Here is a 13,717-nt window from a genome sequence, read left to right as displayed (position 1 = left end):
TTTATTTCTATAGGTTTGTTATGATGCTCATCATGACATCTCATGAAATTCGTACTAAATATTTAGAGTTTTTTAAGAAACAGGGACATGTAATAGTTCCTTCAGCTCGACTCGTACCTGATAATGACCCTTCCACCCTTTTTACTGGCTCAGGAATGCAGCCAATGGTGCCGTATCTATTGGGGGAAACCCATCCTGCAGGCACACGGGTAGCTGATTCTCAAAAATGTTTTAGAACAGTAGATATTGATGAAGTTGGCGATAATCGTCATTTTACGTTTTTTGAGATGTTGGGGAATTGGTCTTTTGGTGATTATTTTAGAAAAGAGCAACTAGAATGGATGTTTGCATTTCTTATTGAAGAAATAAAACTTGATCCAAAGAAATTGTATGTAACTACATATAGTGGAGATCCAGAATATGATATTGCTCGTGATGATGAAGCAGTAGAGATTTGGAAAAAACTTTTTAAAAGCAAAGGAATTGATGATGTAAAAATTGTTGATTTAGTTACTGAAGAACAAGCAGCCGAGCTTGGTATGCAAGGGGGACGAATTTTTGCATATAGATCTAAAAATTGGTGGTCACGAGCTGGAATCCCAGAAAAAATGCCAATAGGAGAACCTGGTGGCCCTGATTCAGAGATGTTTTATGAATTTGATCATGTAGAACATAATCCAAAGTATGGTAAACACTGTCATCCAAATTGCGACTGTGGAAAGTTTATAGAAATTGGAAATAATGTTTTCATGCAACTTATAAAAGTTGCAGATAAAAAATTCGAACCACTTCCTAAAAATAATATTGACTTTGGAGGAGGATTTGAGCGTATTGCTATGGCCGTTCAAAATACAGAGGATGCCTATAAACTCGATATTTTTGATAATTTAATCGCTGCTATAGAAAAGCTTTCAGGAACTAAATATTCTGATCCTGCTTTTACTCCTTCATATCGAGTCGTAGCCGATCATCTTCGGGCAAGTATTTTTCTAATTGGTGACGGGGTACTTCCAGCAAATACCGATCAAGGATATTATGTTCGCCGTCTATTGCGACGAGCTGTACGATATTGGGATAAATTAGGCATTAATGAATCTGGACTTTCAACACTTGTTGACTCAATTCTTGATTATTACAAAGAATCGTATCCTGAGACCTTTACTCAAAAAGAAGTAATTAAACAAGAAATATCACGTGAAGAAGAAAAATTTAGAAAGACACTCAAAGAAGGCCTCAAGCAATTTGAAAAGATTGTGGCCCATAGTGAAGGCAAAGTCTCGGGAATTGATGCTTTTAATCTCCTTCAAACATACGGCTTTCCGATCGAAGTCACCCTCGAACTCGCCAAAGAAAAAGGAATAGATGTTGATGTAGATAGCTATAAGGCTGAATTAAAGAAACATCAGGACCTTTCACGTGCTGGATCTGAACAGAAATTTAAAGGGGGATTGGGAGACACATCTGAAATGTCACTTAAGTATCACACTACTACTCATTTATTAAACGCAGCGCTCAAGCAAGTGCTTGGATCTCATGTTGGTCAAAAGGGATCAAACATTACTCCAGAACGCCTTAGATTTGATTTCTCACATACTGCTAAAATGACTGATGAAGAGAAAACAAAAGTAGAAGAACTTATAAATAGCTGGATCAAAGCTGATTTACCGGTAGGCTTTGCTGAAATGCCAAAAGAAGAGGCAGAAAAAGTAGCTGTGCATGCTTTCGGTGATAAATATGGCGATGTTGTTAAGGTCTATTCAATTGGAACTGAAGGTAATTATATTTCTCGAGAATTTTGTGGTGGACCGCATGTTTCAAATACTGGTATCTTAGGCACATTCAAAATTCAAAAAGAAGAAGCGGTATCTCAAGGTGTACGACGTATCAAAGCTGTATTGAGTTAATCTCTGAGACAGGTTTATACACAGCTTTAAAAAAGCCGAGTCTGCTATAATAGCTACATGTTTAGTTTCTTCGCGAAAGCTCAAGAAGAAGTAGTTGCCGTGTTTGATATCGGCAATGGTTCTATTGGCGTTGCTTTTGTGCAGCTCTCACATCACACAGCTCCTGTTATTTTGTATGTTCATCGAGAGCCTATAAGTTTCTTACCTGAAGTTACTGCAGATAGGCTTTTGGCAAATATGCTTAAGCTATTAAAATCAGTAACAAGCAATTTGCAGAAAACGGGAATGCCTCATCTCCAAAAGCAAATTGGTAATTATCATGTAAAAAGAGCTTTTTGCACCTATTCATCACCTTGGTATATTTCACAGACAAAAGTAGTACGTGTAGAAGAACCAAAGCTTTTTACGGTAACTAAAAACGTTATTGATAACGTTGTGCGCAAAGAAGAGGCTGCTTTTATGCAGTCACTTAAAGATGGTAAATATGAAAAAATGTTTGGCCTTGATGCCAAACTTATGGAACGACGCATTATTCATACTCGTTTAAACGGCTACGAAGTGCAGGATCCGTTTAATAAACGAGTGAAAGAATTGGAAATCTCATTCTTTTCAAGCTTCATATCTAAAACTATCATTGAGCAAGTAGAGAAGACTCTCCATTCCTTCTTTGGTTTTACAGATATTAAGCACGGTTCATATGCATTAAGTTCATGGAGTGCCGTGCGTGATATGTATCACAATGTAAATGATTTCTTATTTCTCGATATCTCTAATGAGGTAACAGATGTTGTATTGTCATATAAAGGAGTTCTCGCAGAAACTATTTCATTTCCGATGGGTAGAAGTGCTATCTTGCGTGCTATTGCTAAAGAACTGGCTATACCGCCAGAAATTGCCCAATCTTTTCTATCTCTGTATATCAAAAAGACTGTCGAGAAGAATTTCTCAGATAAGATTGGTAGTATAATTCTCGCTGTAACTCAAGAATGGAATAGAGAACTTACAAAAGCACTTATAGAGCTTGAGACTAGTTATCCTATTCCACGGCATGTGTTTATTACAGCAGATTCAGATGTATCGTCAGTGTTTGTTCGAGAGCTTTCAAAATCGGTAGATGCTCGATTAAGTGTACCTCAAAATACCTTTGAAGTTACAGTCCTTGGGGAAAATTCGGTACGACCATATGTTCATGCAACGACAGGTTTATCATATGATCCATTTTTATCATTAGAGAGTATGTTTCTTAATAAAATTGCGTTATAGTATTAGTATCTATTTATGGCAAAACCGATCTTTCAAGATATCGTTCCACCAGAACGTCGTTCAATAAAAAAGCTTACACGACCAGTACCACCACCACCTGAGTCTCCTGAGTTATATCAAGAAGAGATGATCTCTACCCGACGATCAGCTCCCTTACGAAAAGAAACTCGAAGAGCAATAGAAGAGTTTGAGGAAAAAGAAGAGGCATTTATTCGTCCTCCATCTGGAGATCTATCTTTGGATGAAGACGCACCTTCACGACCTCCTGTATATCAAGCTCCCAAAAAAGGAACGAGTCTTACAAAGATTGGATTCACCCTTATTGCACTATTAATAATATTTGGAGCAGGGTTCTTCTTTATTTCACGAGTTACAGGTGCTCATGTCACCGTTACTCCAAAAGAGGAGGCTGTTTCTGTGGATGCCCAGTTTAATGCAGTAAGAACGGGTGAAGGGTTACAGTTCCAGACAGTAACTATTGCTAAAGATGGCAAACTCGCAATTGCAGCTACTGAACAAGAAATTGCTAATGTGAAAGCATCAGGAACTATTGTTATCTACAACACTACTGCAGCAGCACAAAAATTGGTGGCAAACACACGATTTGAAACACCAACAGGTCTTATCTTTAGAGTAAGCCAGCCGGTAACAGTTCCTGCACGAAGTATGCAAGCAGGGGCAAGTGTTCCAGGAAGTGTTGAAGCAATTGTGACTGCAGATGCAAATGGTCCAGAATACAATGTAGGACTTGTAGATTTTACAATCCCTGGATTTAAAGGAGATCCAAAGTTTACTCAGATATATGCTCGAGCAAAGGTGCCTATGCAAGGAGGATTTTCTGGTACTCGAAAGAAAGTCGATCCAAAAGAGCTAGAAACAGCTCGAGAGAAGGTTCGATCAGAACTTAAATCTACATTAGTAAGAGAAGCTGAGAAAAATATTCCAACTGGGTTTGTATTACCGACAGATGCATATTATATCCAGTATGAGTCATTAGTAGATACTCAAATTGAAACGGGTGTTCAGATTAATGAGCGAGCTACATTCCGTGGCTTTATCTTTAATCGAACTCAGTTGGCTACTGAAATATCAAAGAAAGTTCATAACTCTAATGCAACTGATGTTTTACCTACGGATATTAGCTCTATTGATACACTAGTATTTAAAATTAAGGACAGCAGTATTAAAGAGCCATGGAATAGCCCTTCAATTGCCTTTACATTGATAGGTCAAACCAAACTTGTATCTATTATTGATCAAGAAAAAGTGAAGGGAGACCTAGCAGGTAAGCCACGAAATAGCTTGAATGCTATTTTGGCAGGATATCCAGCAGTATCTAAGGCAGAAGTAACAATGCGACCATTTTGGAAGAAAACGTTCCCAACTAATACAGCTGAGATTACCGTAACTGTAGCTGAAGCTCAGCTATCCACACAATAGGGGGTTGACGTATATGCCCATCATTTGCTAGTATAGCGGAACGTTTCATTTAGGCGTTTTTTTTACGTAATGGATACAAAGTCAAAAGCAGAAACAGTAGCTGGCGTCGTAACCGAGGCCTTACCTAACACGCAATTTCGTGTTAGGTTGGATGGTACTGATGTTGAGCAACTTGCGTACCTTGCAGGAAAAATGAGAATGAATAGAATTCGAGTTCTTATTGGTGACCGAGTCATCATGGAAGTCGATCCCTACGGAGGAAAGAGCAAAATAATCAAACGAATGTAACCAATGAGAGTAAAATCATCAGTAAAGAAAATTTGCGCAAAATGTAAAGTCGTACGACGAAAGGGGTATGTGTACGTAGTTTGCAGTGCCAACCCACGCCATAAGCAGCGACAGGGCTAATTTAAATATATAGAATAGACTATGAGAATTCTTGGAATCACCTTACCAGACGAAAAGCGAATGGAAATTGCATTAACTGCAATCTTTGGAATTGGACGACCACGTGCACACAAAATCCTGAAAGAGGCAGGAGTTGAATTCGGAAAGAAGGCTAAAGAGCTTTCAATGGACGAAGAAAACAAAGTTCGAGGTGTTATTGAAAAGGGTGGGTTTAAGATCGAAGGAGATTTAAAGCGAGAAGTTGCTTCAAATATCAAGCGTCTTAAGGACATCAAAGCATACCGAGGAACTCGACATGCAAAACGATTACCAGCACGAGGTCAGCGAACCAAGACAAACGCTCGAACACTTAAGGGCGTTAAGAAGACTATGGGTAGCGGACGAAAGAAGGAATCTAAGACATAGTCATAAATATTTACCATGGGAAAGAAACGAATTGTTAAAAAAGGAGAAGAAGGAGCTGAAGCCGCAGCACCAAAGGCACCAACAGCAACCGCTAAAAAGCGTTTTGAATTGGCGCATCTTTATGTACAGTCAACCTACAACAACACTAAGGTTTTGTTGACTGACACAAAGGGAAACACTCTTGCATGGTCATCATCAGGAACTCTTGGATTCAAGGGTGCAAAGAAAGGAACTCCGTTTGCCGCTGCAAAGGTGGGTGAAACTCTTGGAACTAAAGCAATTGCGTTGGGGGTAAAAGAAGTAGCAGTAGTGGTTAATGGTGTTGGTTCAGGACGAGAGTCTGCAATCCGAGGCTTTATTTCAAAGTCTATCGGTATTTCACAAATTAAGGACATGACACCAGTGCCTTTTAATGGACCGAAGCCTAAGAAGCCTCGTAGAGTATAGTTTTTGAAGATATATGATCATTGGACCAAAATACAAAATTGCACGACGTTTAGGAGCTGGAGTGTTTGAAAAAACATCTACAGCTAAATTTGCGCTTCGACAAACCCAAAAAACAAAGGGTAAGGGAGAGCGACGAGGTGGGCCTAAAACCGACTTCGGAATTCAAATGCTTGAAAAGCAGAAGGCACGATTTAGTTATGCCTTAACTGAAAAGCAATTTTCAAAATACGTAAAAGCATCTCTTGAAAAGAAAGGACTCAGTCGAGATCTTCTTTTCCAGAAGCTTGAACTACGACTTGATAACGTAGTACTCCGATCAGGAATTGCAATTACTCGTCTTGCAGCTCGACAGATGGTTTCTCATGGTCACTTAATGGTTAATGGAAAGCGAGTAACAATCCCTTCATATGAGTTGCGGATTGGAGACAAGGTTACCATTCGAGAAGCAAGTGCAAAGAAGCCATTGTTTGCTGGTTTGGATGAGCGAATCCAGAAATTCAAGGCACCTTCATGGATTAAGCTTGATGGAGAAAAGAAGATTGTAGAAGTTCAGGGTCTACCAAAATTAGTTCCTGAAGAGCTGATCTTCGATATTGGTCAGGTTCTTGAATTCTATAGTAGATAAGTATAGAATCTCAAGGTTTACAGCCTTATGTTTTAACGTGAGTTTACAAAGTTTCAAAAATAGTATATAATATTTTTATATCTTTAGCTTTAACAAAAGAACCAATGTCCGACTTTAACATCGTATTACCATCAAAGCCTCGAATCATCCTTGAAGAAGGCTCACAAGGTGTATACGAAATTGATGGTCTTTATCCAGGATACGGCCATACCCTTGGAAACAGCCTTCGAAGAATTATCCTTTCTTCACTTCCAGGTACAGCAGTTACCTCAGTAAAGATTGCAGGTGTTAGCCATGAATTTTCATCTATCGAAGGGGTAAAAGAAGATGTTATCACTATTCTTCTTCACCTTAAGAAAATCCGAATTCAGATGATTACTGATGAAGCGCAAGTATTGCGACTCAAGGTAAAAGGAATTAATGAAGTAACAGCTGCAAATGTAGAAACAGCAGGTCAAATTCAAATTTTGAATCCTGAGCTTGTACTTGCTCATATTACTGACAAAAACACAGAGCTCGACATTGAAATGACTGTTGAAAAGGGTCTTGGATATGTTTCAAAGGAAATGCTCCAGAAGAACAAAGTAGATATTGGAACAGTTACTCTTGATGCAAGTTTTACTCCAATCCGACGTGTACACTACGAAGTAGAAAACATGCGAGTTGGTGATCGAACAGATTTCAACCGACTACGACTTTTCATCGAAACAGACGGAACTCTTACACCAAAAGAAGCTCTTGAACGATCAATCGAAATTATGATTGCTCAGCTTAAGTCAATTGTTGGCTTTAAGAAGGAAGAAGAACTTCCTATGGTTGAGGAATCATCAAACGAATCATCAGGTGACTCACAAGGTGATAAGGAAGTTGATACTGAAGCTTTGAAGACACGTGTTGAGACTTTAAACCTCTCACAGCGAACCATGAATGCACTTTCAAATGCAAACATCCGAACCGTTGGAGGCTTGAGCCGAAAGCGAGAACAGGATATTCTTGAAATTGAAGGACTTGGTGCAAAGGGACTTCAGGAAATCAAGAAAGCATTAAGTAATTTTGGTATTGTACTAAAAAGTTAGAGTAAGCTATTAAATTTCGGACACCCCAATGAGACATCACAAAGTAAACAGAAAATTTGGCCGAAAGGCAGACGAACGAAAAGCGCTCATGCGATCGCTTGCTCTTTCTCTTGTAACACGAGAGAAGATTAAGACAACTGATGCAAAGGCTCGTGAACTTCGACCATTCGTTGAGAAGCTTATTACCCGATCAAAAGTTGGGACTGTAGCAACACGACGATTCCTCGTTACACAAGTTGGAGTGCCAGGCGCAAAGAAACTAATTGAAACCATTGGACCAAAGTTTAAAGAGCGAAGTGGTGGCTATACACGAATCGTGAAGCTTCCAGCTCGAGTAAGTGATGGTAGTGCAATGGCTTACATCGAACTCGTATAAATACCATGAAATACACTCTCGACGCACAAAATAAAAAGGTAGGACGAATTGCTAGTGAAGCAGCAAAGCTTTTAATGGGAAAAAATCTCACTACATTCGTACGAAACGCCGTTCCTGACGTTGATGTTGAAATCATCAATGCCGGCAAAGCTGACATCTCAGAACAGCGAAAGGAAAAAGAAGTAAAGCCACGATACTCAGGATACCCAAGTGGTATTAAGGTACAGACTGTGGGAGAAGTTCTTGAGAAGAAAGGTCCACAAGAAGTTTTTCGTAAAGCAGTGTACGGCATGTTGCCTACAAACAAGCTTCGCGCTAAAATGATCAAACGTCTAAAAATTTCTGAATAATCATGTCTGAAGCAACAACAAAAAATAAATACATCGAAGCAGTAGGACGACGAAAGACTTCAGTCGCACGAGTGCGAATTACTGAAGCCGCAAAGACATCGTACCTTATCAACGAGCGAGAACTTCCTGCATACTTTCCAACAGCAGAACTTCAGCGAATTGTAACTGATCCTTTCCAGGGACCTACAAAGGTAGCAGGAAAGTTTAAGATCACTGTTATGCTTAAGGGAGGAGGAATGAATTCTCAAGCTGAAGCACTCCGACACGGATTGTCACGAGCACTTATTGATTGGGATATCGAACTTCGAGGAAAACTAAAGAAAGCAGGCTTCCTCAAGCGAGATCCACGAGCGAAAGAACGACGAAAGTTCGGACTCAAGAAAGCGCGAAAGGCACCTCAGTGGTCAAAGCGATAAATCTATTTACAGAAATCACCGAAAGGTGGTTTTTGTTTTGTACACAGTAAGCTGTGCTATACTTTTAACATGAAAATCAGAAATGTTTTATTGTGGTCTCCTGAGCTTTGGCTAGCATTTTGTATTATCACTTCATCGCTTCGTTTATATTCATTGTATCCACTTACTGATCCTAGTACGCTCGCATTACTTTCACTAATTATTCTTCCTATTACGCTCATAATATCTGTAGCTATAGGTTTTTCTTCTATTGCACACCATGAAAAAACAAAGGCTATTGTGGTTCTGACAACGATCCATACGTTAGTCCTTGCGTTTATGCTCATAGGACTTATAGGAAGCAAGCTTTCATCGGGAGAGTGGATTACGATTACAATGTAGTTGGGCTTGATATATATTCAATATATGGTTAAATAGCCCGAAGAAGGGAGTATCTCGATGAGTAAAAAGCACCGAAGGGCGAGTAGTCCGCATTATCGGCAAGTTCTACGTGACCAACGCGAAATCATGCCAGTCAACTCGGTTCGCCAAGCCGAACAAAAGTATGGCCCCAAGCGTCGTAATCCGCGTAGGCGCAGGTCACGCAACTAGTGATCTCTCAACATGAGGGCCACTAGTTTTTTTATATACATAAACCTCGATCTTCAAGCCTTTGACAATCCCTAAAAATATTCTAAAATAGACACACTATGGCAGATGAAATTGTACACAACGACGAAAATATAGAGCCAGAAATTGCCGATACTGATGAAGAATTTATTCCAGAAGATGGTGAAGGTAATACTGCGACAAGTAAAGATGCAGTTAAAGATTTACGAGAAAAGCTTAAAAAAGCAATTGCTGAGAAACAAGAATATTTGGATGGATGGCAGCGAGCAAAAGCAGATTTTGTAAACGCTCGAAAGCGAGACGAAGAAGATAAAAAAGAATTTGTTAAGTTTGCAAAAATAGGTCTTATTGAAGAGTTAATTCCAGTTCTTGAAAGTTTTGAAATGGCACGTGCAAATAAAGCTGCATGGGAAGCTGTAGATAAAAACTGGAGAATGGGAATTGAATATATTCAAACTCAGTTTGTGAAAGTATTGCAAGACAATGGCGTCACTGAAGTTGATCCTAAGGGACAGAAATTTGATCCAATGCTTCACGAAGCAGTATCATATGATGAAGTCCAGGATGAATCTCAAGATCATGTAATTACTGACGTAATTCAGAAAGGATATACTATTGCTGGTAAAATAATTAAAGCTCCACGTGTTAAAGTAGGAGAGTTTAAGAAGTAAGAGTAATCAGAATAATGCTAAAGCTACACCGAAAACAGCATATTAGATTTGCAACGATTGAGCAGCCAACTCAGTTTGTGGTTGTTGCTGTCATGCTTGAAACGGTAGGTACTGAAACTGTCGCCATCTCTGAGCCTAAAATCGTTAAAATCATACCAAAGGCAATACACCTGCTTTCTGGCTCAAAGACTTCACCTCAAGCTGTTTTAGCCCTCACAGCACCTGCTCTGGCATTGATCTCACAGCCAATTGTTTCTCCATACTTTGCTCACATTTTTGGATCTGAAAAATCAAATTTTATAACAGGTCTAGCAGCTCAACCTCCTACATATAGATAATTAGTTTTTGTTATTACAACTAATTATTTATATTTATGTCTAAAATTATTGGTATCGATCTCGGTACAACAAACTCAGCTGTGGCAATCATGGAAGGAGGCGAACCCCGCATCATTGATAACGCGGAAGGTGCACGAACAACTCCATCTATCATAGCTCAGTCAAAAACAGGTGAACGACTTGTAGGACTTTTGGCAAAGCGACAAGCAGTAACCAACCCTCGAAATACGATCTTCCAAATCAAGCGATTCATTGGTCACACCTATGATGAAGCTAATGTTCAGAAGGATATTAAAAATATTCCCTTTGAAACTCGAAAGTCAGACAACGGAGGAATTGAGGTGAAGATGGGAGATAAATGGTATCGACCAGAAGAAATTTCTGCGATGATCATTCAAAAGCTTAAGGCAGATGCCGAAGCTCGTCTTGGAGAAAAAGTAACAGAAGCAGTTATTACTGTTCCTGCATACTTCAACGATGCTCAGCGACAAGCAACAAAGGATGCAGGTAAAATTGCAGGCCTTGATGTGAAGCGAATCATCAATGAGCCTACAGCTGCAGCGCTTGCATACGGATTCAACAAAAAGAAAGATGAAAAGATCGTAGTGTTCGACTTCGGAGGAGGTACATTTGATATCTCTGTACTTGAAGTGGGAGACGATGTGGTAGAAGTGCGATCAACTGACGGAGACGCTCATCTTGGAGGTAAGGACATCGATCAGAAAATCATAAACTGGCTTGCAGAAGAATTTAAAAAAGATCAAGGAATCGATCTCATGAAAGATGCTCTTGCTATTCAGCGACTCGATGAAGCGGCAGAAAAAGCAAAGATTGAACTTTCATCAGCAGTGCAGACAGAAATTAATATTCCATTTATTTCATCTGGCGCTGAAGGACCAAAGCACTTGGTTATGACTCTTACTCGAACTAAGCTTGAAGAACTCACTCGAGAATTCATTGACCGAGCACTTGAAATCACAAAACGAGCAATGGAAGCTTCTCCATTTAAGAAGGATGAAATTCAAGAAGTGATCCTCGTTGGAGGTCAGACCCGAATGCCAGCGATGCAGAAGGCAGTTAAAGAATTCTTCAACAAAGAACCACACCTTGGAGTAAATCCAGACGAAGTAGTGGCACTTGGTGCAGCTATTCAAGGAGGAGTTATTTCTGGAGATGTGAAAGGAATTCTTCTTCTTGATGTTATTCCACTTTCACTCTCAATCGAAACTATGGGAGGTGTAGCTACAAAACTCATTGAAAAGAACACTACAGTTCCTACCTCAAAGAGTCAGATTTTCTCAACAGCGGCAGACAATCAGACATCGGTAGAAATCCATGTGGTGCAAGGTGAACGAGCAATGGCAGCCGACAACAAAGATCTCGGACGATTTATGCTCGATGGAATTCCACCAGCACCTCGAGGAATGCCGCAGGTTGAAGTGACCTTCGATGTAGATGCAAACAGTATTCTTACCGTTAAGGCAAAAGAAAAGACTACTGGAAAAGAACAGTCAATTACAATCCAGGGAACTTCAGGTCTTTCAAAAGAAGATATTGAAAAGATGCAGAAAGACGCTCAAGCTCATGCCGATGAAGACAAGAAAAAGCATGAACTTGCAGAAGCAAAGAATATTTCTGAACAGCTTCTCTATACTGCAGAAAAGTCATTGAAAGATGCAGGGGACAAAGTACCAGCAGATATCAAGACTGCTATTGAAAGTAAAATTGCAGGACTTAAAGCAGTGAAAGATGGCACAGATATTGAAAATATGAAGAAGGCAACTGAAGAGCTTTCAAATGAACTTCAGAAAATTGGCCAGTATATGAATCAGCAAGCACAAGGTGCAGCGGGTGCTCAGCCAGGGGCAGAAGGGGCAGGGCCAGCAACCGATGGACCAGTACGTGATGCAGAAGAAGTAAAAGAAGAACCAAAGGATAATCCAGAAGCTAAGTAATATAAACGTGAACGCCCCCAACCAAATCAATGGTGGGGGCGGGCCGTATAGCCTGGGAAAGATCAGAACCGAACGATGGTCCGTGGGTCACGCTTGCTGGGGTTCCGGCTTATGTACCAGATGATCCCGCGGGCAGCGAGCAGTGAACAGACCAGTGCGATGGGAGCGAGTGCCGCTTCCATGTGGCACCTCCAAACGTTAGAGTTGGGAAGTTCGAGACAACTAAAGTAACTACGAGTCAAGTATTGAAAGGTAACAGCTGGGGCCGGTAAGATTGAAAATGGGCTATAAGTATATATAATATTCGCATGGCAAAAAACTATTACGAAACATTGGGCATTGATAAAAGTGCATCAAAAGATGACATCAAAAAGGCTTTCCGAAAGCTTGCTCATGAATACCATCCCGACAAAGGTGGAGGAAATGAAGCAAAATTCAAAGAACTGAGTGAAGCATACTCGGTGCTTTCTGATGACAAAAAACGCTCACAATACGATACCTATGGCCAAACCTTCGATGGTGCAGCTGGAGGACCGGGCGCCGGAGGCTTCGGTGGTTTCGACTTTTCTGGATTCCAACAAGGTCAGGGCTTTGAAGACTTTGATCTTGGTGATATCTTTGGTCAATTTTTCGGAGGAGGACGTAGTAGTTCACGTCAAAAGCGTGGAGCAGATATATCAGTAGATGTAGAGCTAACATTTCAAGAGTCAGTATTTGGCGCAGATCGTACAATTGTTCTCAACAAAACATCTCAATGTGACAATTGTCATGGCACAGGTGGTGAACCAAAGACAGAAATGAAAACCTGTCCAACCTGTAATGGAAAAGGAAAAATTCAAGAAAACAAATCATCGTTCCTCGGTACATTTGCATCGGTACGACAGTGTTCAACTTGTAATGGATCTGGAAAAGTTCCAACAGAAAAATGTAAGAAGTGTAGTGGAATGGGAATCCTAAAAAAACAGGAAGAAATAAAAATTAGAATTCCTGCTGGAATCAACACCGGAGAAATGGTTCGTCTCACTGGTGCAGGAGAAGCCGTAGCCGGTGGAGTTGCAGGAGATCTTTATATTAAAGTTCATGTAAAGAAGCATCCAATCTTTATCAAAGAGGGAATAAATCTCATAACTGAATTAAATGTAAAGCTTTCTACAGCATTACTCGGAGGTGAATATAGTCTCGAAACTCTCGATGGGCCACTTACTATCAAGATTCCTCAGGGGGTAAATCACGGAGAAGTCCTCAGGGTCAAAGGAAAAGGAGTGCCTGCAGATCGAAGTAAGCGTGGGGATATCTTAATTAAGGTTTCTGTAGATATACCGCATAAACTCTCAAAAAATGCTGCGAAGCTCATAGAAGAGCTCAAAAAAGAGGGAATATAAAGGTTATTATATGGAAGTGTTGCAAAACCCAAATTTAATAGCTTTATATATT

The 13,717-nt window shown here is 40.0% G+C and carries 17 protein-coding genes; all 17 read left to right on the top strand.

All coding sequences use genetic code 11. The annotated features are described in order from the left end of the window. Positions 1–20: 20 nt before the first annotated feature. Entirely contained in the window at positions 21–1,904 is a 1,884-nt protein-coding gene (locus V4519_03045; protein MES2436965.1) for an alanine--tRNA ligase, read from the top strand. Between the two features lie 57 nt (positions 1,905–1,961). After that, the gene (locus V4519_03040; protein ID MES2436964.1) at positions 1,962–3,167 is read left to right on the top strand and encodes a hypothetical protein; all 1,206 of its coding nucleotides are present in this window, start codon (positions 1,962–1,964) and stop codon (positions 3,165–3,167) included. Between the two features lie 15 nt (positions 3,168–3,182). Then, on the top strand, positions 3,183–4,607 hold the full coding sequence (locus V4519_03035; GenBank protein ID MES2436963.1) for a hypothetical protein: 1,425 nt from the start codon (positions 3,183–3,185) through the stop codon (positions 4,605–4,607). 69 nt (positions 4,608–4,676) lie between these two features. After that, positions 4,677–4,895: a translation initiation factor IF-1 gene (gene infA, locus V4519_03030; GenBank protein MES2436962.1), complete on the top strand. Its 219-nt coding sequence runs from the start codon at positions 4,677–4,679 to the stop codon at positions 4,893–4,895. Between the two features lie 3 nt (positions 4,896–4,898). Then, positions 4,899–5,015 carry a 50S ribosomal protein L36 gene (gene rpmJ / locus V4519_03025; GenBank protein MES2436961.1) on the top strand — a complete coding sequence of 39 codons (117 nt, stop codon included), beginning with the start codon at positions 4,899–4,901 and terminating at the stop codon, positions 5,013–5,015. 21 nt (positions 5,016–5,036) lie between these two features. Then, a complete protein-coding gene (rpsM, locus tag V4519_03020; GenBank protein ID MES2436960.1) occupies positions 5,037–5,420 on the top strand; it encodes a 30S ribosomal protein S13 in 384 nt (127 codons plus the stop codon). A 15-nt stretch (positions 5,421–5,435) separates the two neighbouring features. Further along, the gene (rpsK, locus tag V4519_03015; GenBank protein MES2436959.1) at positions 5,436–5,867 is read left to right on the top strand and encodes a 30S ribosomal protein S11; all 432 of its coding nucleotides are present in this window, start codon (positions 5,436–5,438) and stop codon (positions 5,865–5,867) included. Positions 5,868–5,880: 13 nt separating this feature from the next. Further along, entirely contained in the window at positions 5,881–6,492 is a 612-nt protein-coding gene (gene rpsD, locus V4519_03010) for a 30S ribosomal protein S4 (GenBank protein MES2436958.1), read from the top strand. A gap of 104 nt (positions 6,493–6,596) precedes the next feature. Continuing rightward, entirely contained in the window at positions 6,597–7,568 is a 972-nt protein-coding gene (locus V4519_03005) for a DNA-directed RNA polymerase subunit alpha (protein MES2436957.1), read from the top strand. Positions 7,569–7,596: 28 nt separating this feature from the next. After that, positions 7,597–7,944 carry a 50S ribosomal protein L17 gene (gene rplQ / locus V4519_03000; GenBank protein ID MES2436956.1) on the top strand — a complete coding sequence of 116 codons (348 nt, stop codon included), beginning with the start codon at positions 7,597–7,599 and terminating at the stop codon, positions 7,942–7,944. A 5-nt stretch (positions 7,945–7,949) separates the two neighbouring features. After that, complete coding sequence (locus V4519_02995; GenBank protein ID MES2436955.1) at positions 7,950–8,294, top strand: uL13 family ribosomal protein; 345 nt, start codon at positions 7,950–7,952, stop codon at positions 8,292–8,294. 2 nt (positions 8,295–8,296) lie between these two features. Continuing rightward, positions 8,297–8,710, top strand: a complete 414-nt coding sequence (gene rpsI, locus V4519_02990; protein MES2436954.1) for a 30S ribosomal protein S9 — start codon at positions 8,297–8,299, stop codon at positions 8,708–8,710. A 69-nt stretch (positions 8,711–8,779) separates the two neighbouring features. Beyond that, positions 8,780–9,091 (top strand): hypothetical protein, encoded by a 312-nt coding sequence (locus tag V4519_02985; protein ID MES2436953.1) that lies wholly within the window; start codon positions 8,780–8,782, stop codon positions 9,089–9,091. A gap of 308 nt (positions 9,092–9,399) precedes the next feature. Beyond that, the gene (locus tag V4519_02980; GenBank protein MES2436952.1) at positions 9,400–9,990 is read left to right on the top strand and encodes a nucleotide exchange factor GrpE; all 591 of its coding nucleotides are present in this window, start codon (positions 9,400–9,402) and stop codon (positions 9,988–9,990) included. Between the two features lie 14 nt (positions 9,991–10,004). Next, entirely contained in the window at positions 10,005–10,328 is a 324-nt protein-coding gene (locus V4519_02975; protein MES2436951.1) for a hypothetical protein, read from the top strand. A gap of 35 nt (positions 10,329–10,363) precedes the next feature. Then, positions 10,364–12,283, top strand: a complete 1,920-nt coding sequence (gene dnaK / locus V4519_02970; GenBank protein ID MES2436950.1) for a molecular chaperone DnaK — start codon at positions 10,364–10,366, stop codon at positions 12,281–12,283. Positions 12,284–12,591: 308 nt separating this feature from the next. Further along, entirely contained in the window at positions 12,592–13,665 is a 1,074-nt protein-coding gene (gene dnaJ / locus V4519_02965; protein ID MES2436949.1) for a molecular chaperone DnaJ, read from the top strand. Positions 13,666–13,717 lie beyond the last annotated feature (52 nt).

This window comes from Patescibacteria group bacterium (assembly GCA_040387855.1).
Classification (GTDB): domain Bacteria; phylum Patescibacteriota; class Minisyncoccia; order Phycocordibacterales; family JAKAEA01; genus JAZKCY01.
The sequence above is the reverse complement of the archived record's forward strand: the minus strand, read 5'-3'. Positions and strand labels throughout refer to the sequence as shown.

Bases quoted from the DNA above. Each gene is read 5' to 3' on its own strand.
- dnaK (MES2436950.1), top strand. From the start codon at position 10,364: ATGTCTAAAATTATTGGTATCGATCTCGGTACAACAAACTCAGCTGTG.
- V4519_03040 (MES2436964.1), top strand. From the start codon at position 1,962: ATGTTTAGTTTCTTCGCGAAAGCTCAAGAAGAAGTAGTTGCCGTGTTT.
- rpsK (MES2436959.1), top strand. From the start codon at position 5,436: ATGGGAAAGAAACGAATTGTTAAAAAAGGAGAAGAAGGAGCTGAAGCC.
- V4519_03035 (MES2436963.1), top strand. From the start codon at position 3,183: ATGGCAAAACCGATCTTTCAAGATATCGTTCCACCAGAACGTCGTTCA.
- rpmJ (MES2436961.1), top strand. From the start codon at position 4,899: ATGAGAGTAAAATCATCAGTAAAGAAAATTTGCGCAAAATGTAAAGTC.
- V4519_02975 (MES2436951.1), top strand. From the start codon at position 10,005: ATGCTAAAGCTACACCGAAAACAGCATATTAGATTTGCAACGATTGAG.
- infA (MES2436962.1), top strand. From the start codon at position 4,677: ATGGATACAAAGTCAAAAGCAGAAACAGTAGCTGGCGTCGTAACCGAG.
- rplQ (MES2436956.1), top strand. From the start codon at position 7,597: ATGAGACATCACAAAGTAAACAGAAAATTTGGCCGAAAGGCAGACGAA.
- V4519_03005 (MES2436957.1), top strand. From the start codon at position 6,597: ATGTCCGACTTTAACATCGTATTACCATCAAAGCCTCGAATCATCCTT.
- V4519_02980 (MES2436952.1), top strand. From the start codon at position 9,400: ATGGCAGATGAAATTGTACACAACGACGAAAATATAGAGCCAGAAATT.
- rpsM (MES2436960.1), top strand. From the start codon at position 5,037: ATGAGAATTCTTGGAATCACCTTACCAGACGAAAAGCGAATGGAAATT.
- rpsD (MES2436958.1), top strand. From the start codon at position 5,881: ATGATCATTGGACCAAAATACAAAATTGCACGACGTTTAGGAGCTGGA.
- dnaJ (MES2436949.1), top strand. From the start codon at position 12,592: ATGGCAAAAAACTATTACGAAACATTGGGCATTGATAAAAGTGCATCA.
- V4519_02985 (MES2436953.1), top strand. From the start codon at position 8,780: ATGAAAATCAGAAATGTTTTATTGTGGTCTCCTGAGCTTTGGCTAGCA.
- rpsI (MES2436954.1), top strand. From the start codon at position 8,297: ATGTCTGAAGCAACAACAAAAAATAAATACATCGAAGCAGTAGGACGA.
- V4519_03045 (MES2436965.1), top strand. From the start codon at position 21: ATGATGCTCATCATGACATCTCATGAAATTCGTACTAAATATTTAGAG.
- V4519_02995 (MES2436955.1), top strand. From the start codon at position 7,950: ATGAAATACACTCTCGACGCACAAAATAAAAAGGTAGGACGAATTGCT.